Here is an 18,531-nt window from a genome sequence, read left to right as displayed (position 1 = left end):
TCGGCGACGGGCAGGCAATCGCCCCGCCCTCACTCCTTGGGCCGGTTGTCGACGACCCGCTTGGCCTTGCCCTCGGAGCGCGCCACGCCGTCGGGATCGTGCACCTGGATGTGCGTGCTGACGCCCACCACGCTCTTGATATGGTGAGACAATTCCTTGGCGGACGCCGCCCGCGCGGCCGCGTCGGCGGCGTCGGCGGCGCACTCCACGTGGACCGTCATGTTGTCCATGCGCCCGGAGCGGGTCAGCTCGATCTGGAAGTGCGGCGCGAGGCCCTTGCACTTGAGGATCTGCTCCTCGATCTGGGTCGGGAACACGTTGACGCCGCGCAGGATGATCATGTCGTCCGAGCGGCCGGTGATCTTCTCGATCCGCCGCATCGAGCGCGCCGTGCCGGGCAGCAGGCGCGTGAGGTCGCGCGTGCGGTAGCGGATCATCGGCAGGCCTTCCTTGGTGAGCGTCGTGAACACGAGCTCGCCGATCTCGCCGTCCGGCAGCACCGCCCCGGTCGCCGGGTCGATGATCTCCGGGTAGAAATGATCCTCCCAGACGTGGAGGCCGTCCTTGCTCTCCACGCACTCGTTGGCCACGCCGGGACCCATGACCTCCGACAGCCCGTAGATGTCGACGGCGTGCATGTCGAACGCCTGCTCGATCTCGAGGCGCATGGCGTTGGTCCACGGTTCGGCCCCGAAGATGCCCACGGCGAGCGAACTGGAGCGCGGATCGATGCCCTGGCGGCGGAACTCGTCCAGGATCGACAGCATGTAGGAGGGCGTGACCATGATGATGCGCGGCTTGAAGTCGCTCATCAGCGTCACCTGGCGCTCCGTCATGCCGCCCGAGATCGGGACGACCGTGCAGCCCAGCCGCTCGGCCCCGTAATGGGCCCCGAGGCCGCCGGTGAACAGCCCGTAGCCATAGGCCACGTGGACGATGTCGCCCGGACGCCCGCCCGAAGCGCGGATGGAGCGCGCCATCACGTCGGCCCAGGTGTCGATGTCCTTCTTCGTGTAGCCCACCACGGTCGGCTTTCCGGTGGTGCCGGACGAGCCGTGAATGCGCACCAGCTTCTCGCGCGGCACTGCGAACATGCCGAACGGATAGGTGTCGCGCAGGTCCGCCTTGGTGGTGAAGGGGAACTTGGCCAGATCGGCCAGGGTCTTCAGGTCGTCCGGATGAACGCCCGCCTGGTCGAAGCGGGCGCGGTAGAACGGCGAGTTCTCATACGCGTGCCGGACGGACCACTTCATCCGGTCCAGCTGAACCGCGGCGATGTGGTCGCGGGACGCGGTCTCGATGGGCTCGAGATCCCCGGGGCGCGGCGACAGATTTTCCATGGTGACCTCCCTCGACCGATTGGTTGGAGCCGGGCTTCAGACGTGCTCCGGCAGGTGTGTGCCCTTGACGGTGCGCGAATGGCCGCGGAACTCCGCGATCACTTCGCCGGACTGGTTGGTGACGCGAACGTCGTAGATGCCGCCGCGGCCGCGTCGCGATACTTCACGGGCGCTGGCGGTGAGGCGGTCGCCCGAGAACGCGGGCGCGATGAAGGTGACGGACGCCTGCTGCGCGACGCTGCGCTGGTTGTAGGCGTTGCAGGCGAAGGCGAAGGCCGAATCCGCCAGGGTGAAGATATAGCCGCCGTGGCAGGTGCCGTGGCCGTTCGACATGGCGGTCGTGATCGTCATCGACAGCTCCGCCTCGCCCGGCGCGACGCGGTCGAGCGACATTCCGAGCTCCTGCGAGGCGCGGTCGTCACGCCACATGGCGCGGGCGCAGGCTTCGGCGGTTTCCTGGGGTGTCATACGGCTCATCGTCCACGAAACTCCGGCTTGCGCTTGTCGAGAAAGGCGGCGACGCCCTCGGCGTAATCGGCACTGCGCCCCGCGTCGCGCTGGAGATCGCGCTCGAGGTCGAGCTGCTGGTCGAGCGTGTTGGCGGCGGCGGCGTGAATGGCGCGCTTGGTCAGGCCGAATCCCTTGGTGGGGCCGGCGGCGAGCCGGGCCGTCAGGGCTCCGGCCTCGTCCATCAGGGCGTCGTCGGGGACCGCTTTCCAGATCAGCCCCCAGGCGGCGGCCGTCTCGGCGTCGAGCGGTTCGGCAGTGAGCGCCAGCGCCTTGGCGCGCGGCTCGCCGAGGATGCGCGGCAATGTCCATGTGCCGCCCGAATCGGGCACGAGGCCGATCTTCGCGAAGGCCTGGATGAAACGCGCGGATTTCGCCGCGAGCACGATGTCGCAGGCGAGCGCCACGTTCGCCCCCGCCCCCGCCGCGACGCCGTTGACGGCGCAGACGATCGGCTTTTCGAGCGACCGCATCAGGCGCAGAAGCGGATTGTAGAAGGTCTCGATGGTGCGGCCGAGATCGGGCGGGCCGGAGGCCTTGCGCGGATCGCGGTCGCCGAGGTCCTGGCCGGCGCAGAAGCCCCGTCCGGCCCCGGTCAGCAGCACCGCGCGGACGGCATCGTCATCGCGCGCCCGCTCGAAACCGGCGCGCAGAGCGAGGTGCAGCGCTTCGTTGAAGGAATTCAGCTTGTCGGGCCGATTGAGCGTCAGCCGCAGCACGCCCTCGGACAGATCCGTCAGGACGGTCTCGGAGCCGGTCATGGGTCTTCTCCCTCGTGCCGCTCCAGGGCGGCCTGAAAAAACTCTTGCATAAACCGACCGGTCAGTCAATAATTGCTAGCGTCGAACTTTGAAAACGAAGTCCGGCCCGGGGAGTGAAATGGATACGCTGTTTGATCGTCATCGCGGCCTGATCGACGCTGCCCGCGCGGCCCTGCGGACAAGGGGCTTCTGGGCGCCCTTCTCGGAGATTCCGAGCGGCAAGATCTATGGCGAGACCGCGAAGGACGACGGACTGGCCGCCTTCCAGGGCCGCCTCGATGCCCCCTTCCTCATTCCGCATCATCCGGAGACCTCGCGCGTCGGCGCCGAGATTTCGCCGTGGGGGCCCGAACTCGGCGTGACCTATCCGGCCGCCGACGCGGACACGCTGGTCGCCGCCTCGCTCGCGGCCGCCGACGCCTGGGCGGCGACGACGCCGGAACAGCGCGTCGGCATTTGCTGCGAGATTCTCGTGCGCCTGAACCGCATGAGCTTCGAGATGGCGAACGCCGTCATGCACACGACCGGGCAGGCCTTCGCCATGGCCTTCCAGGCCGGCGGCCCGCACGCCCAGGATCGCGGGCTGGAAGCCGTCGCCGTCGCCTATGACGAGATGACGAGCACGCCGCGCGAGGCCGTCTGGGAGAAGCCGCAGGGCAAGGCCGCGCCGCTGGTGATCGAGAAGCACTGGCGCGTCGTGCCGCGCGGCGTGGGACTGGTGATCGGCTGCCAGACCTTCCCGACCTGGAACTCCTATCCCGGCCTGTTCGCCGACCTGGCGACCGGCAACACGGTGATCGTGAAGCCGCACCCGGGCGCCATCCTGCCGCTGGCGCTCACCGTCGCCGTCGCCCGCGAGGTCCTGACCGAGCAGGGCCTGCCGCGCGACGTCGTGCTTCTCGCCGCCGACCGACCCGGCGCGGAGATTACGAAGGATCTCGTGAGAAACCCGGCCGTCACGATCGTCGACTACACCGGCTCCAACGCCTTTGGCGACTGGGTGCGCGCCAATGCCGGCGACGCGCAGGTCTTCACCGAGGAGGCCGGCGTCAATTCCGTCGTGATCGCCGCCACCGACCGCTTCGAGGCGATGTGCGCCAACCTGGCGTTCTCGCTCTCGCTCTACAGCGGCCAGATGTGCACGGCCCCGCAGGACATCTTCATTCCGAAAGACGGCATCGACACCGACCTCGGCCACAAGAGCTTCGACGAGGTCGGCCAGGGCATCGCCGCCGCCATCGACGCGCTGCTCGGCGACCCGGCCCGCGCGGCGGGCGTGTGCGGCGCCATCGCCAATCCCGCGACGCTCGCGCGCGTCCGCGACGCCCGCTCGCTCGGTCGGGTCGTGCGCGACTCCGGTCCGCTCGAGGGCGCGCGCAGCGCGACCCCTCTGCTGGTCGCCGTCGACGCGACGCGGACGCAGGCGCACGAGGAGGAGCGGTTCGGCCCCATCGCCTTCCTCGTGGCGGTGTCCGACGCCGACGAGGGCGTGGCGCGCGCCGCCGGGCTGGCGCGCCGCAAGGGCGCGATCACCGCCGCGCTCTATGACACGGACGAGGCGCGCATCGGCCGCGCCGTCGACGCCTTTGCCCGCGCCGGCGTGAACCTGTCCGTCAACCTGACCGGCAACATCTTCGTCAACCAGAGCGCCGCCTTCAGCGACTTCCACGTCACCGGCGCCAATCCGGCGGGCAACGCCAGCCTGACCGACTCCGCCTTCGTCGCGAACCGATTCCGGCTCGCGATGTGGCGCCGCCCCAAGGCGGCGTGACCCATCTTCCACCGCAACGTTCCAGGGAGGGAAACATGCGTAAACTACTGACCGGCGTCGCTCTCGCGAGCCTCGCTTCACTCAGCTTCGCCAGCTTCGCGTGGGCGGACATCAAGCTCGGCGCGACCGTCTCGGAGACCGGGCCGGCCTCGTTCCTCGGCGACCCCGAGGCGAAGACGCTGAAGCTGATGGTCGAGCAGATCAACGCCTCCGGCGGCATCAAGGGCGAGAAGATCAAGCTGTTCCTCTATGACGACGGCGGCGATCCCAACAAGGCCCGCACCTTCGCCACGCGCCTCGTCGAGGACGACGGCGTCGTCGCCATCATCGGCGGCACGACCACCGGCACGTCGATGTCGGTGATGCCGGTCGTCGAGGACGCCAAGATCCCGTTCATCTCGCTCGCCGGCGCCATCGAGATCATCGATCCGGTGCGGCCCAACACGTTCAAGACGCCGCACACCGACCGCATGGCGTGCGAGAAGATCTTCGACGACATGAAGAAGCGCGGCTACACCAAGATCGGCATGCTCTCGGGCACCGACGGCTTCGGCGCTTCGATGCGCGCGCAGTGCCTGGCGGTCGCGCCCAATTACGGCATCACCATCCTGGCCGACGAGAATTACGGCCCGAAGGATGCGGACATGACGCCGCAGCTCACCAATATCCGCGGCAAGAGCGACATCCAGGCGGTGCTCAGCCCCGGCTTCGGCCAGGGCCCGGCCATCGTCACGCGCAACTACGCGCAGCTCGGCATCACCCTGCCGCTCTACCAGTCGCACGGCGTCGCCTCGAACGGCTTCATCGAACTCGCCGGCGCCAAGGCCTCGGAAGGCGTGCGCCTGCCCGGCACGGCCCTGCTGGTGGGCGAACTCCTCGCCGACAACGATCCGCAGAAGCCGGTCGTGATGGCCTACAAGACGGCCTTCGAGAAGGCGACCGGCACGCCCGTGTCGACCTTCGGCGGCTACGCTCACGACGCCCTGCGCATCTTCGTCGACGCGGTCAGCCGCTCCAAGTCGACGAAGCCCGCCGACATCCGCGACGCCATCGAGAAGACGTCCGGCCTCGTCGGCACGACGGGCACCGTGACCATGTCACCGAAGGACCATCTCGGCCTCGACCTCGGCTCGTTCCGCATGCTCGAGATCAAGAACGGCGGCTGGGTCCTGGTGAAGTAACCCACGCCCGCCTTTCCCCTTCGACATCGTCCGGGACGCGCCAGACGCGCGTTCCGGATCCCGCCTCGCCGGAGCGGAGCGATCCATGCCCGAACTCATGCAGTTCCTGCTGTCCGGGATCACGGTCGGCGCGGTGTACGCGCTGGTCGCCCTCGGATTCACGATCATCTACAACGCCTCCGACGTCGTGAACTTCGCCCAGGGCGAGTTCGTGATGCTGGGCGGGATGATCACCGTCTTCGCCTACCAGGCAGGCCTGCCGCTGCCGCTCGCCGCTCTCATCGCTATCGCGGCGACGGCGGCGGCCGGCGTGGCCTTCAACAAGCTCGCAATCGAGACGGCGCGCGGCGCGCCGGTCGTGTCGCTCATTATCATCACCATCGGCGCATCGATCTTCATCCAGGGCGTCGCGCAGGTGGTGTTCGACAAGCAGCTGCACCGCCTGCCCGCCTTTTCGGGCGACGAGCCCCTGCACGTGTTCGGCGCGACCATCCTGCCGCAGAGCCTGTGGGTGATGGGCGGCGCGCTGATCGTCTTCGTGGGGCTGTGGGTGTTCTTCACGCGCACGCTCACCGGCCGCGCCGTGCTCGCCACTTCGAACAACCGCCTCGCCGCGCAGCTCGTGGGCATCAACACGAACTTCGTGATGACGCTGTCCTTCGGCCTCTCGGCGGCCATCGGCGCGCTGGCGGGCGTGCTGGTCACGCCGATCACGCTGACGAGCTACCAGATCGGCATCTCGCTGGCCCTCAAGGGGTTCGCGGCCGCGATGCTCGGCGGCATGGGCAACCCCAAGGGTGCGCTCGTGGGCGGCATCGCGCTCGGCTTGCTCGAGGCGCTGACGGCCGGCTATCTCAGCTCGCAGTACAAGGACGCGGTGGCCTTCGTGGTCATCCTTGCCGTGCTCTTCGCGATGCCTCAGGGCCTGTTCGGCCGCAAAGCGATGGAGCGCGTGTGATGAAGCTCTCAGCCAAGCAGGCGAGCCTTCTCGTCCTCGCCGTCCTCATCGTCCTCTCCCCCTTCTTCTTCCCCTCCGGCTACTATTTCCGGGTCGGGTCGCTGCTGTTCGTGAACGGCCTCGCGGTGGTCGGCATCGTGATCCTGACGGGCTTCGCGGGCCAGATCAGCCTGGGCCACGCGGGCTTCGTCGGCATCGGCGCCTATGCCTGCGCGCTCGCGCCGGCCTATCTGGGGCTCCATCCCGCGCTGTCGGCCGTGCTCGGCGCGGTCGTGTCGGGGGCCACCGCCTACCTCGTCGGCCGCCCGATCCTGCGCCTGAAGGGCTACTATCTCGCCGTGGCCAGCCTCGGCTTCGGCATCCTCGTCTCCATGGTGCTCGCCAACGAGGCGCGCTGGACGGGCGGCCCCGACGGCATCAAGACGCCCGATCTCGGCCTGCGCGGCCTGCTCGCCGACATGGGACTCGAGCTGACCAACCCGCAATTCTGGTACGCGCTGAGCGGGCTGGCGCTGCTGATTGGCGCCTGGCTGGCGCTCAACCTGCGCGACAGCCCGACCGGCCGGGCGCTGCGCGCGCTGCACGGTTCGGAAGTGGCGGCGCGGACCGTCGGCATCGACGTGGCGCAAGCCAAGCTCATGGCCTTCGTCGTCTCGGCGGTCTACGCCTCCGCGTCGGGCTCGCTCCTGGCGCTGCAGAACCGCTTCATCACGCCCGACGTCGCCGGCTACATGCATTCCATCGAGCTCGTCACGATGGCGGTGCTCGGCGGCGCGGGCTCGGTGCTCGGTGCGATCTTCGGGGCCGGAATTCTGACTTTGCTGCCGCAGGCGCTGACGGTGTTCCAGAACTACGAGCAGATCATGCTCGGCCTCGTGATGATGCTCGTCATGGTGTTCATGCGGCAGGGCCTGCTGCCGAGCGTGCTGGGCCTGATGCGGGGGAGAGGGGAATGAGCCTGCTCGTCGTCGAAGGCCTCGGCATCAAGTTCGGCGGCCTGCACGCCGTCAAGGATGTCGGCTTCACCCTGAAGAGCGGTGAGATCGTCTCGATCATCGGCCCGAACGGGGCCGGCAAGACAACGCTCTTCAACATGATCTCGGGCATCTACCTGCCGTTGGCCGGTCGCGTCATGCTGAACGGCGAGGACGTGACCGGCATGAGCCCGAACCGGCTGGCCGAGCGCGGCCTGTCGCGCACCTTCCAGAACCTGCAGATCTTCCAGTCCATGACGGTGCTGGAGAACGTCATGGCCGGGTTCCACCTTCAGGCGCGGGGCCCGGTGCTCTCCGATATGCTCGGGCTTCCCGGCTCGCGGCGGCGCAGCCGGGAGGCCGAGGCCGGCGCGCGGCTTCTGCTGGAGCGCGTCGGTCTGGAACGCGCGGCGGAGCGGGAAGCCGGCGCCCTCTCATACGGCGCGCTGAAGCGGCTGGAGATCGCCCGCGCCCTGGCGCTTCGCCCCAAGGTGCTTCTGCTCGACGAGCCGGCGGCGGGCTGCAACGCGGTGGAGACCGAGGAAATCGACCACCTGATCGCCGCCGTCGCGGCCGAGGGCGTCTCGATCCTGCTCGTCGAGCACGACATGAAGATGGTCATGCGCATTTCCAACCACATCGTGGTGCTCGACTACGGCGAGAAGATCGCCGAGGGCGACCCGGCCACGGTCAGTCGCGACAAACGCGTCATCGCCGCCTATCTGGGCGCGCAGGCCACGGAGGCGGCCAATGCTGACGGTTGAGGGGCTTCGCTCGCGCTACGGGCGCATCGAGGTGCTGCACGGCGTCGACCTCCACGTCGACTCGGGCGAGATCGTCGCCGTGGTCGGCGCGAACGGCGCGGGGAAAACGACGCTGCTGCGTTGCCTGTCGGGTGTGCAGCCGGTGTCGGCGGGGCAGATCATGTTTCGCGGCGAGCCGCTGACCGCCGTTCCGGCGTTCCGCCGCCTCCAGCGCGGACTGGCGCAGTCGCCCGAGGGCCGGCAGATCTTCACCAATCTCACGGTCGAGGAGAATTTGCGCCTCGGCGCGTTCATCTACGAGGACGAGCGCGTCGACCGGGACATGCAGGACGCGTTCGCCATGTTCCCCATCCTGCGCGAGAAGCGCAATCTCGCCGCCGGCGGCCTCTCCGGCGGGCAGCAGCAGATGCTGGCGATCGCCCGCGCGCTGATGGGCCGCCCGGCCTGCCTGCTTCTCGACGAGCCCTCGATGGGGCTCGCGCCGATCCTGGTTGCGCAGATCTTCGACGTGGTGAAGAGCCTGAAGGCCCTCGACGTCACCGTTCTGCTCGTCGAACAGAACGCCTTCGGCGCGCTTTCGATCGCCGATCGGGGTTATGTCCTGGAGACGGGACGGATATCGTTCGAGGGCGCCGCCGCGGAGCTGATCGCCGACCCGCGCATTCGTGAAGCCTATCTGGGAATCTGACATGGTCGTCGCCATCGCCCGCCGCGGTTCGTTCGCCGTCGTCACCGTCGACAGCCCGCCCGTCAACGCGCTGTCGCAGGCGGTCCGGCAGGGCCTGTGGGACGCGGCCGAGGCGCTTGATGCCGATGCCTCGGTCGAGGGCGTCGTCCTGGTCTGCGCGGGACGCACCTTCATCGCGGGCGCGGACGTGACGGAGTTCGGCAAGCCGCCCGTCCCGCCCCATCTGCCGGACCTCGTCGCCCGCATCGAAGGCGCGGCGAAGCCCTGGACGGCGGCGATCCACGGTTCGGCGCTCGGCGGCGGGCTGGAAGTCGCGCTGGGCTGCCGTTTCCGCGTGGCGCTCGCCTCGGCGTCGCTGGGCCTGCCGGAAGTGACGCTGGGGCTGGTTCCGGGCGCGGGCGGCACGGTCCGCACGCCGCGCCTCGTCGGCGTCGAGGCCGCCGTCGACATGATCACCACCGGCAAGCCGGTGAAGGCGGAGAAGGCCCGCGCGCTCGGGCTCGTGGACGCGGTCGTCGATGGCGACCTGACGGACGCCGCCATCGCCTTCGCGAGCGAAGCGATCGGGCGCGAGCTTCCGCCCGCCGCGCGGGAGCGCGAGATCGCCGACCCCGGCGAGACGTTCTGGGACGAAGCCCGAGCGGCTGTGGCGAAGCGGGCGCGCGGCGAGGTTGCGCCGCTCAAGGCGCTGGCGTGCGTGCGGCGCGCCGCCGAGAGCGGCTTCGCGGACGCGATGGCGTTCGAGCGCGAGACGTTCCTGGCCCTGCGCGGTTCGCCCCAGGCGGCGGCGCTGCGCCACATCTTCTTCGCCGAGCGCGCCGCGCCCCGGCCGCCCGAACTCGCCGGCATCGAGCCGCGTGCGCTGCGCAAGGCGGCGGTGGTCGGCGGCGGCACGATGGGAGCGGGCATCGCCGCCGCGCTGCGCGACGTCGGCCTCCCGGTCGTGCTGATCGAGCGCGACGCCGAGGCGCTGGCGCGCGGCCTCGCCAATGTGCGGTCCATCTACGATGGCGCGGCGAAGCGCGGCCGCATCACGCCGGCGCTGGCGCAGGACAGGATCGCCGGAGTCACCGGCAGCGTCGACGACGCCGCGCTGGCGGACGCCGACATCGTCATCGAGGCGGTGTTCGAGGATCTCGACGTGAAGCGCGCCGTGTTCGCGCGGCTCGGCGCGGCCTGCCGGCCGGACGCGGTGCTGGCGACCAACACGTCCTATCTCGACCCCAGGGCGATCTCCGAGGGCCTTCCGGGGTCGGAGCGCTTCCTGGGCCTGCACTTTTTCAGCCCCGCCCACGTCATGAAGCTGATCGAGATCGTCCCCGCGCCGTCGACCGCGCCCGACGTTCTGGCGACCGGCTTCGCGCTCGCCCGCCTGCTCGGCAAGATCCCGGTGCGCGCCGGCATTTGCGACGGCTTCATCGGCAACCGCATCCTCAAGGGGAGCCGCGTGCAGGTGGAGAAGCTGCTGCTCTCCGGCGCGACTCCGCAGCGGATCGACGCCGCCATGAAGGGCTTCGGCATGCCGATGGGGCCGCTCGAGGCGCAGGACCTCAGCGGCCTCGACATCTCGGCCTTCCAGCGCAAGGCGGCCCGCGCGCGCGGCGAAACCCCGTTCGCGCCGGTGGCCGAGCGCCTGTGCGCCATGAACCGGCTGGGCCAGAAGACCAAGGGCGGCTGGTACGATTACGCCGAAGGCGGACGGGCTCCGATCCCCTCGCCCGAGGTGGCGCGGCAGATCGCCGAGGCCGTCGCCGAGACCGGCTGGCCCCAGCGCGCCTGGACCGACGCCGAGATCGTCGACATGATCGTCCTGCCGATGGTCAACGAGGGAGCGCGGATCCTCGAAGACGGGATCGCGCTGCGCGTCTCGGACATCGACCTCGTCAAGGTGCACGGCTACGGCTTCCCCCGCTGGCGGGGCGGGCCGATGCACGACGCGCAGGCGCGCGGCCTCGCCGAAATCGTCGCTGTGCTCGACGGATTGGCGGCGCAGGGGCTCGCCGACGCGCCCTCCCCGCTGCTGCGCCGCGCCGCCGAAACCGGCCATTTCTGACCGCGCTCCAGACAGGCTGTCTCCGCCTCCGGGATGATGCCCGGGCGGAGCTGGGCCGCCCGGGCGCGCATTGGCGGGCACAAGCGCCTGTGCTTCAATTCCCCGGTCGCCGGTTCTGCCGCGGCGACGGGGGATTTCAGCCATGGGCGCCTCACACGTCGTTCCCTTCGCCGCCCTGACCATTCGCGACGTTCCGCAGGTGGGCGGCAAGAACGCCTCGCTCGGAGAAATGATCGGCGCGCTCGCCGCCAAGGGCGTGCGCGTGCCGGACGGCTTCGCGACGACCGCCGCCGCCTATCGCGAGTTCATCGCCTTCAACAAGATCGATGACAGGCTGCGCGCGCAATTGCAGCGCTTCCACGCCGGCGAGGACAGCCTGCGGGAGACCGGCGACGCGATCCGCCGCCTGTTCCTGGCGGGCGATTTCCCCGCCGGCCTCTCGCGCGACATCGCCGCCGCCTATCGCCGGCTTTGCCAGGATGCGGGCCAGACGGATCTCGCCGTCGCCGTGCGCAGCAGCGCCACCGCCGAGGACCTGCCGGACGCCAGCTTCGCCGGCCAGCAGGAGACGTTCCTCAACGTCGTCGGCGAGCGGGACCTGATCGACGCCTGCCGCCGCTGCTACGCCTCGCTGTTCACCGACCGCGCCATCAGCTACCGCGAGGTGAAGAACTTCGACCACATGGACGTGGCCCTGTCGATCGGCGTGCAGCGCATGGTGCGCTCCGATCTCGCCGGCTCGGGGGTGATGTTCACCATCGACACCGAGTCCGGCTTCCCGCGCGTGTGCGTGATCAGTGCGGCCTGGGGCCTCGGGGAAACCGTGGTGCAGGGCAGCGTCAACCCCGACAAGTACATGGTGTTCAAGCCGCTGCTGGCCGATCCCGCCCTGGCGCCCATCATCGAGAAGACTCTCGGCGACAAGGCGCGCAAGCTCGTCTACGCGAGCGGCGGCAGCGCGCGCACCCGACTTCTCGAAACCTCGCGCCGGGAGCGCCGGGCCTTCGTGCTGCGCGACGAGGAGATCCTCGAACTCGGGCGCTGGGCCGCGGTGGTGGAGGACCATTACGGCCGGCCGATGGACCTCGAATGGGCCAAGGACGGGGCGACGGGCGAGATCTTCATCGTCCAGGCCCGGCCGGAGACGGTGCAGGCGGCCCGCAGCGCCAGCGAGTTCCGCGTGTATTCGCTGAAGGAGCGCGGCCGGGTGCTGGCGACGGGCGCCGCCATCGGCGACGGCGTCGCCGTGGGCCCCGCCTGCGTGATCGCCGGCCCCTCGGACATCGAGCAGTTCCGCGACGGCTCGATCCTGGTGACGGAGATGACGGACCCGGACTGGGTGCCGATCATGAAGCGCGCCGCCGGCATCGTCACCGAACAGGGCGGCGCCACCAGCCACGCGGCCATCGTCAGCCGGGAGCTCGGCGTGCCCGCCATCGTCGGCACCGGCGACGCCACCTCGGCGCTGCGCGACGGCCAGCCCGTCACGCTGTCCTGCGCGGAGGGCGACCAGGGCCACGTCTACGAGGGCGCGCTGGCCTTCGACACCGAGACCATCGATGTCGGCGCGCTGCCGCGCACCCAAACGGCCGTGATGGTCAACGTCGCCAGCCCGGCCGCGGCGTTCCGCTGGTGGCGGCTGCCGGCGCAGGGCGTCGGCCTGGCGCGGATGGAGTTCATCATCTCGAACCTCATCAAGGCGCACCCGATGGCGCTGCTGCATCCGGAGCGCGTCGACAATCCCGTCGAGCAGGCGATGATCCGCGACCTTACCGAGGGGTTCGAGCGCCCGGAGGACTTCTTCGTCGAGACGCTGGCGCTCGGCATCGCCAAGCTCGCCGCGCCCTATCATCCGAACCCGGTGATCGTGCGCCTCAGCGACTTCAAGACGAACGAGTACGCGCACCTGATCGGCGGCGAGGCGTTCGAGCACGCGGAGGAAAACCCGATGCTCGGGTTCCGCGGCGCCTCGCGCTACTACGACCCGCGCTACCGCGAGGGCTTCGCGCTGGAGTGCCGGGCGCTGAAGCGCGTGCGCGAGCGCATCGGCTTCTCCAACGTGGTGGTGATGGTGCCGTTCTGCCGCACGCCGGCGGAAGCCGACAAGGTGCTCGCCGTGATGGCCGAGAACGGCCTGGCGCGAGGTGAGCGCGGGCTGCAGGTCTACATGATGTGCGAGATCCCCTCGAACGTAGTGCTCGCGGAGGAGTTCGCCCGCCGCTTCGACGGCTTCTCGATCGGGTCCAACGACCTGACGCAGCTCGTGCTGGGCGTCGACCGCGACGCGGGCGACCTCACCGCCCTGTTCGACGAGCGCGACGAGGCGGTCAAGCGCATGATCGCCGAGGCGATCCGCAAGGCGCGGGAGGCGGGCGTGAAGATCGGCATTTGCGGGCAGGCGCCCAGCAACTATCCCGAGTTCGCAGCTTTCCTCGTGGAGCAGGGGATCGACTCGATCTCGCTCAATCCGGACAGTTTCGTGCGCACGGTGCGCACCATCGCGGACGCCGAGGCCCGCCGGGCCGGCCGGGCCTGATGCCGGGGGCCGTGCTGCGCCGCATTCCCTCCGGCGTGTGGGCGCTGGGGTTCGTCAGCCTGCTGATGGACGTCTCCTCGGAGATGATCCACGCGCTCCTGCCGATCTACCTCGTGGCGGGGCTCGGCGCGTCGGCGGCGACCGTCGGCGTGATCGAGGGCGTCGCCGAGGCGACGGCGGCGATCACCAAGATCTTCTCCGGCGCGCTGTCGGACTGGCTTGGCCGCCGCAAGCTGCTCGCTGCCTTCGGCTACGGCCTCGCGGCGTTCACCAAGCCGGCTTTTCCGCTGGCGAACTCGGTGGGGTGGCTCATCGCCGCGCGTTTCGTCGACCGCGTGGGCAAGGGCATTCGCGGCGCGCCCCGCGACGCGCTGCTGGCCGACCTGGCCCCGCCGGACCTGCGCGGCGCGAGCTTCGGCCTGCGCCAGTCGCTCGACACGGTCGGCGCGTTCCTCGGCCCGCTGGCGGCGATCGGGCTGATGCTGGCGACGTCGGACAATTACCGGGCGGTGTTCTGGGTCGCGGTCATTCCGGCGATGCTCTCTTTCGCGTTGATCTCGTTCGGCGTCAGCGAGCCGGACCGGCCCCGCCCGGCGCGCAAGGCGCGCTTTCCGCTGCACAGGGACGAGATGGCGCGCCTGCCCCTCGCCTTCTGGCTGGTGACTGCCGCCTCGGCCGTGTTCACGCTCGCCCGTTTCAGCGAAGCGTTCCTGCTGCTCAAGGCCCAGGCCTCGGGCCTGCCCGTCGCGCTCGCCCCGGCCGTTCTGGTGCTGATGAACGTCGTCTACGCGCTGGCGGCCTATCCGGCGGGCGCGCTGTCGGACGGGCCGGGCGGACGCGACCGCGTGCTGATCGCCGGCTTCGCCGTGCTGATCATGGCCGACCTCGTGCTGGCGCTGGGCTCCGGACTGCCGGCGGTCGCGCTGGGCGTGGCGCTGTGGGGGCTCCACATGGGGCTCACGCAGGGCGTGCTGACCACGCTGGTCGCCGACGTCGCGCCCGCCGAATTGCGCGGCACCGCCTTCGGCCTGTTCAACCTGATCTCAGGCGTGGCGCTGTTCCTGGCGAGCTTCGCCGCCGGGACGATGTGGGACAGGTTCGGCCCCTCGGCCACCTTCCTCGGCGGGGCGGCGTTCACCACCGTCGCGCTCGCCGGCCTTCTGGCCCTGCGGCGCGGCGGCATCGCCGCTCACAGGGGATAGAGGCAGCGATACGAGCCCTCGCCGTCGCGGAACTCGGCGCACGGCGTCCGCCGGCAGTCGTCCCGCGCCCATGGGCAGCGCGGCTCGAAGCGGCACAGGCCGGGCTCGATAACCCCAGCCGTCACCTCGCCCTCGATGGGCCGCAGCTCGCGGTCGGAGAGGTCGAGGTCGGGCGCGGCGTCGATCAGCATGCGCGTATAGGGATGACGCGGATGCGAGAACAGAGCCTCCGTCTCGTTCATCTCGACGATTTGGCCGAGATACATCACGGCCGTGCGCTGGGCGATCAGGCGCACCACGGCGAGGTTGTGCGTGATGAACAGGCTGGCGAAGCCGAAGCGGGCCTGGAGGTCGCGCAGCAGCGTCAGGATCTGCGCCTGCACCGACACGTCGAGCGCGCTGGTCGGCTCGTCGAGGATCAGGAACTCGGGCTCCCCGGCGAGCGCCCGGGCGATGGAGATGCGCTGGCACTGGCCGCCCGAGAACTCCTGCGGATATTTGGCGGCGTCGGCCGGCGACAGGCCCACCTGCGTCAGCAGCTCTCCGACACGGTCGCGGATCTCCTCCGGCCGGCGCAGGCCATGAACGCGGATCGGCTCGGCGATGATGCGGCCCACGCTCCACCGCGCGTTCAGCGAGGAGAACGGGTCCTGGAAGATCATCTGGATGCGGGGTTTCGCCTCTCCGCCCGAGCCGAAGCGGATCACCCCGCCGGAAGGCGTCATCAGGCCGGCGACGATCCGCGCCAGGGTCGACTTGCCGCAGCCGCTCTCGCCCACCAGCCCGAACGTCTCGCCCGGCCGGATGGTGAAGCTCACGCCGTCGACCGCGCGCAGCGCCGGACGAGGCTTCGGCGAGCCCGGAAAACGCCAGCCCGCCTTGCGCTCGAACGTCTTGCTCACCTCGTCGAGGGTGAGAACGGCGGAGGACGCGGTCACGGGCGATCCTCCGTCACGGGATGCCAGCAGGCGACCGCGTCGCCCTCGTGCCGCCCTTCCAGCACCGGGACGCGGTCGCGGCAGATCTCGGTCGCACGGGGGCAGCGCGGGTGGAAGGCGCACCCGGACGGGATCGAGGCCAGGTTCGGCATCGACCCGGGGATCGGCTCCAGCCTCCCGGCGGCGGCCTTGTGGGAGGGCGTCGCGCGCAACAGGCCGCGCGTGTACGGGTGGTGCGGCGCGCCGAGCAGGCGAGCGGCCGGCCCGATCTCGACGATCCGGCCGGCATAGAGCACAGCGACGCGGTCCGCCATCTTCGCCATGACGCCGAGGTCGTGCGTGATGAGCAGCACCGCGACACCCGTCTCGGCGTGGAGATCGCGCAGCAGCTTCAGCACGTGCGCCTGGACGGACACGTCGAGCGCGGTGGTGGGCTCGTCGGCGATCACCATCAGCGGTTCGCAGCACAGGGCCAGCGCGATCACGATGCGCTGGCGCATGCCGCCGGAGAGGTGATGAGGGTACTGGTCGAAGCGCAGCTCCGGGTCGGAGAGGCCGACGCGGCCGATCCAGTGGACGGCGCGCCGGCGGGCCTCGGCGAAGGAGATGTCGAAATGGCTGAGCAGCGTGTCGGTGAAGTGCCGCCCGATGGTCAGCACCGGATTGAGGCTGGTCAGGGGGTCCTGGAAGACGAACCCGATGCGCCGGCCGCGCACCTTCTCCATCTGCGCCGGCGTCAATCCGTCGATGCGCTCGCCGTCCAGCGTGATGCGCCCGGCGCTGCGGCGCAGAGGCGGAGACAAGAGGTCGATGATCGCCGCGCCGGTGAGCGACTTGCCGGCCCCCGACTCGCCGACCAGCCCCAGCACCTCGCCCCGCCCCAGCGTGAAACTGGCGTTGTTGAGCGCGACGAGGTCGCGGTCCTCGCGCGGAAGCACGATCGACAGGTCGCGGACATCGAGCAAGGGGGTCATCGACGCCGCCGCAGTTTCGGGTTGAAGACGTCGCGCAGATGGTCCCCGAGCACGTTCACGGCGACGACGAAGATCACCAGCAGCGCGCAAGGCCAGACCGAGATCCACCATTCGCCGGACTGCAGGAAGTTGTTGCCGTTGCGGATCAGCGTGCCCAGCGAGGCGTGGGTGAGCGGCAGGCCGATGCCGAGGAAGCTCAGCGTCGCCTCGGTGATGATGGCGATGCCGAGATTGATGGTGGCGATCACGAGCACCGGGGCCATCACGTTGGGCAGGATATGCAGGAGCGCGATGGCGAGGCCCGAGCGGCCGGTGACCCTCGCGGCGGCCACGTAGTCCTGCCCGCGCTCGACCAGCACCGAGGACCGGATGGTGCGCGCGTACTGCACCCAGAAGGCGAAGCCGATCGAGACGATGACGATGGCGACGGACACCCGGACGTCGATCAACGCGCCGAAGGCGGAGCGCACCGAGCCGTCGATGATCATGGCCAGCAGCAGCGCCGGATAGGCGAGTTGGACGTCGGCGATGCGCATGATCAGCGCGTCGATCTTGCCGCCCGCGAAGCCGGCCAGCAGCCCGAGCGAGACGCCGACCAGCAGGCCGATGGCGACCGAGGACACGCCGATCAGGATCGAGGTCCGCAGGCCGAACGCCATCGCCACGAGCATGTCGCGCCCCTGGTCGTCGGTGCCGAGCGGAAAGGCCGGAAGGCCGTTCGGCAGGAAGGCCGGCGGCGTGAAGGCGTCGAGCAGCGACGCGTTCATCGGGTTGAACGGGTCGGCCAGGAAGGGCGGCGCGGCGAAGGCGGCGAGCGCCAGCAGCAGCACGATGAGGCCCGCGACCGACGCCGCCGGCGCGGCGAGCATGGAAGAGAGAAAGCGCGAGGACGTCGAGCGCATCGGTCAGGCCCGCTCGCGCAGGACGCGCTGGTCGATCAGCGGATAGCTGAGCTCGACGAGCAGGTTCAGCATCATGAAGATCGCGCCGATGATGATGAGGTAGACGGAAATGACCGGCATGTCGGCCGTCTGGATGGATTGGAGGAACAGCGAACCCAGCCCCGGCCAGGCGAACACGTTCTCGGTCACCACCGAGAACGCGATGATGTTGCCGAACTGGAGCGCCAGGACGGTGATGACCGGCAGCAGCGTGTTCTTCAGCGCATGGACGAACCAGATCCTGCGCGCCTCCACGCCGCGGGCGCGCGCGAAGCGGATGAACTCGCTGTGCCCGACTTCCATGAGCTGGGTGCGGATCATGCGGATGACGAACGTCACCTGGAACAGCGACAGCGTGATCGCCGGCAGCACCAGCGCGCGCCAGCCGGAGGCGGTCAGCAGCCCCGTCTTCCAGAACCCGAGATCCACCGTCTGGCCGCGCCCGAACGACGGCAGCAGGCCGAGCTTCACCGAGAATACCGCGATGAGCAGGATGCCAACGACGAAGGTGGGCAGCGTGACGCCGGCGATGGACACGAACATCACCGCCTTCGCCAGCGCCGAGCGCGGCCGGATGCCGCAATAGACGCCGAGGGGCACGCCGACGAGCAGCGTGATGGCGAGGCTGGCGAAGGCCAGTTCGACGGTGGCGGGCAGACGCTCCCAGATCAGCGCCGCGACCGGCTCGTGCGAGCGATAGGAGATGCCGAAGTCGCCGACCAGCAGCCCCTTCAGGAAGGTCAGGAACCGCATCGCCACCGGCTGGTCGAGATGGAGCGTGGCGATCAGCGCCGCGCGGTCCTGCGGCGTGGCGTCCGGCGGCAGCAGCGAGGCCAGCGGGTCGCCGAGATTGGAGACGAGCAGGAAACCGATGAAGGCGATGGCGAGAAGAACGACGACGGTCTGCGCGATCCTGGCTGAAGCGTAGCGGAACATCCGGGCC

The 18,531-nt window shown here is 69.9% G+C and carries 16 protein-coding genes; 9 read left to right on the top strand and 7 right to left on the bottom strand.

Features of this window, described 5'->3' with window-relative positions:
- Window positions 1-29: 29 nt before the first annotated feature.
- From paaK to paaG, 3 genes are read right to left on the bottom strand one after another with little or no spacing between them, the layout of a single operon-like run.
- The gene (gene paaK / locus NK718_RS08150; protein WP_254740465.1) at window positions 30-1,340 is read right to left on the bottom strand and encodes a phenylacetate--CoA ligase PaaK; all 1,311 of its coding nucleotides are present in this window, start codon (window positions 1,338-1,340) and stop codon (window positions 30-32) included.
- A gap of 36 nt (window positions 1,341-1,376) precedes the next feature.
- Window positions 1,377-1,817 (bottom strand): hydroxyphenylacetyl-CoA thioesterase PaaI, encoded by a 441-nt coding sequence (gene paaI, locus NK718_RS08145; protein ID WP_254740463.1) that lies wholly within the window; start codon window positions 1,815-1,817, stop codon window positions 1,377-1,379.
- Window positions 1,814-2,608, bottom strand: coding sequence for a 2-(1,2-epoxy-1,2-dihydrophenyl)acetyl-CoA isomerase PaaG (paaG, locus tag NK718_RS08140; protein WP_254740461.1), 795 nt, complete (start codon window positions 2,606-2,608; stop codon window positions 1,814-1,816). The genes paaI and paaG overlap by 4 nt, the downstream gene beginning before the upstream one ends.
- A gap of 118 nt (window positions 2,609-2,726) precedes the next feature.
- Here paaG and paaN point away from each other — a divergent pair, with 118 nt between their 5' ends.
- The 9 genes from paaN (at window position 2,727) to NK718_RS08095 (ending at window position 14,735) form a co-directional block, all read left to right on the top strand.
- On the top strand, window positions 2,727-4,379 hold the full coding sequence (gene paaN, locus NK718_RS08135) for a phenylacetic acid degradation protein PaaN (protein WP_254740459.1): 1,653 nt from the start codon (window positions 2,727-2,729) through the stop codon (window positions 4,377-4,379).
- A 35-nt stretch (window positions 4,380-4,414) separates the two neighbouring features.
- A complete protein-coding gene (locus NK718_RS08130) occupies window positions 4,415-5,560 on the top strand; it encodes an ABC transporter substrate-binding protein (RefSeq protein ID WP_254740457.1) in 1,146 nt (381 codons plus the stop codon).
- Between the two features lie 85 nt (window positions 5,561-5,645).
- Window positions 5,646-6,518, top strand: a complete 873-nt coding sequence (locus tag NK718_RS08125) for a branched-chain amino acid ABC transporter permease (RefSeq protein WP_254740455.1) — start codon at window positions 5,646-5,648, stop codon at window positions 6,516-6,518.
- Window positions 6,518-7,474, top strand: coding sequence for a branched-chain amino acid ABC transporter permease (locus NK718_RS08120; RefSeq protein ID WP_254740453.1), 957 nt, complete (start codon window positions 6,518-6,520; stop codon window positions 7,472-7,474). Before NK718_RS08125 ends, NK718_RS08120 begins: the two co-directional genes overlap by 1 nt.
- Entirely contained in the window at window positions 7,471-8,256 is a 786-nt protein-coding gene (locus NK718_RS08115; RefSeq protein WP_254740451.1) for an ABC transporter ATP-binding protein, read from the top strand. The genes NK718_RS08120 and NK718_RS08115 overlap by 4 nt, the downstream gene beginning before the upstream one ends.
- Window positions 8,243-8,944, top strand: a complete 702-nt coding sequence (locus NK718_RS08110) for an ABC transporter ATP-binding protein (RefSeq protein WP_254740449.1) — start codon at window positions 8,243-8,245, stop codon at window positions 8,942-8,944. The genes NK718_RS08115 and NK718_RS08110 overlap by 14 nt, the downstream gene beginning before the upstream one ends.
- A 1-nt stretch (window position 8,945) precedes the next feature.
- The gene (locus NK718_RS08105; protein WP_254740447.1) at window positions 8,946-10,997 is read left to right on the top strand and encodes a 3-hydroxyacyl-CoA dehydrogenase NAD-binding domain-containing protein; all 2,052 of its coding nucleotides are present in this window, start codon (window positions 8,946-8,948) and stop codon (window positions 10,995-10,997) included.
- A gap of 142 nt (window positions 10,998-11,139) precedes the next feature.
- Window positions 11,140-13,533 carry a phosphoenolpyruvate synthase gene (ppsA, locus tag NK718_RS08100; protein WP_254740445.1) on the top strand — a complete coding sequence of 798 codons (2,394 nt, stop codon included), beginning with the start codon at window positions 11,140-11,142 and terminating at the stop codon, window positions 13,531-13,533.
- Complete coding sequence (locus NK718_RS08095) at window positions 13,533-14,735, top strand: MFS transporter (RefSeq protein WP_254740443.1); 1,203 nt, start codon at window positions 13,533-13,535, stop codon at window positions 14,733-14,735. The genes ppsA and NK718_RS08095 overlap by 1 nt, the downstream gene beginning before the upstream one ends.
- Here the strand turns inward: NK718_RS08095 and NK718_RS08090 are convergent.
- From NK718_RS08090 to NK718_RS08075, 4 genes are read right to left on the bottom strand one after another with little or no spacing between them, the layout of a single operon-like run.
- On the bottom strand, window positions 14,723-15,673 hold the full coding sequence (locus NK718_RS08090) for an oligopeptide/dipeptide ABC transporter ATP-binding protein (protein WP_254740441.1): 951 nt from the start codon (window positions 15,671-15,673) through the stop codon (window positions 14,723-14,725). The two genes, NK718_RS08095 and NK718_RS08090, sit on opposite strands and share 13 nt — an antisense overlap.
- A complete protein-coding gene (locus NK718_RS08085; protein ID WP_254740439.1) occupies window positions 15,670-16,647 on the bottom strand; it encodes an ABC transporter ATP-binding protein in 978 nt (325 codons plus the stop codon). Before NK718_RS08085 ends, NK718_RS08090 begins: the two co-directional genes overlap by 4 nt.
- Window positions 16,644-17,549: an ABC transporter permease gene (locus NK718_RS08080; RefSeq protein WP_254740437.1), complete on the bottom strand. Its 906-nt coding sequence runs from the start codon at window positions 17,547-17,549 to the stop codon at window positions 16,644-16,646. The genes NK718_RS08085 and NK718_RS08080 overlap by 4 nt, the downstream gene beginning before the upstream one ends.
- 3 nt (window positions 17,550-17,552) lie before the next feature.
- Window positions 17,553-18,524 (bottom strand): ABC transporter permease, encoded by a 972-nt coding sequence (locus tag NK718_RS08075; RefSeq protein ID WP_254740435.1) that lies wholly within the window; start codon window positions 18,522-18,524, stop codon window positions 17,553-17,555.
- Window positions 18,525-18,531 lie beyond the last annotated feature (7 nt).

Source organism: Alsobacter ponti, from assembly GCF_024294805.1.
GTDB classification, from domain to species: domain Bacteria; phylum Pseudomonadota; class Alphaproteobacteria; order Rhizobiales; family Beijerinckiaceae; genus Alsobacter; species Alsobacter ponti.
The sequence above is the reverse complement of the archived record's forward strand: the minus strand, read 5'-3'. Positions and strand labels throughout refer to the sequence as shown.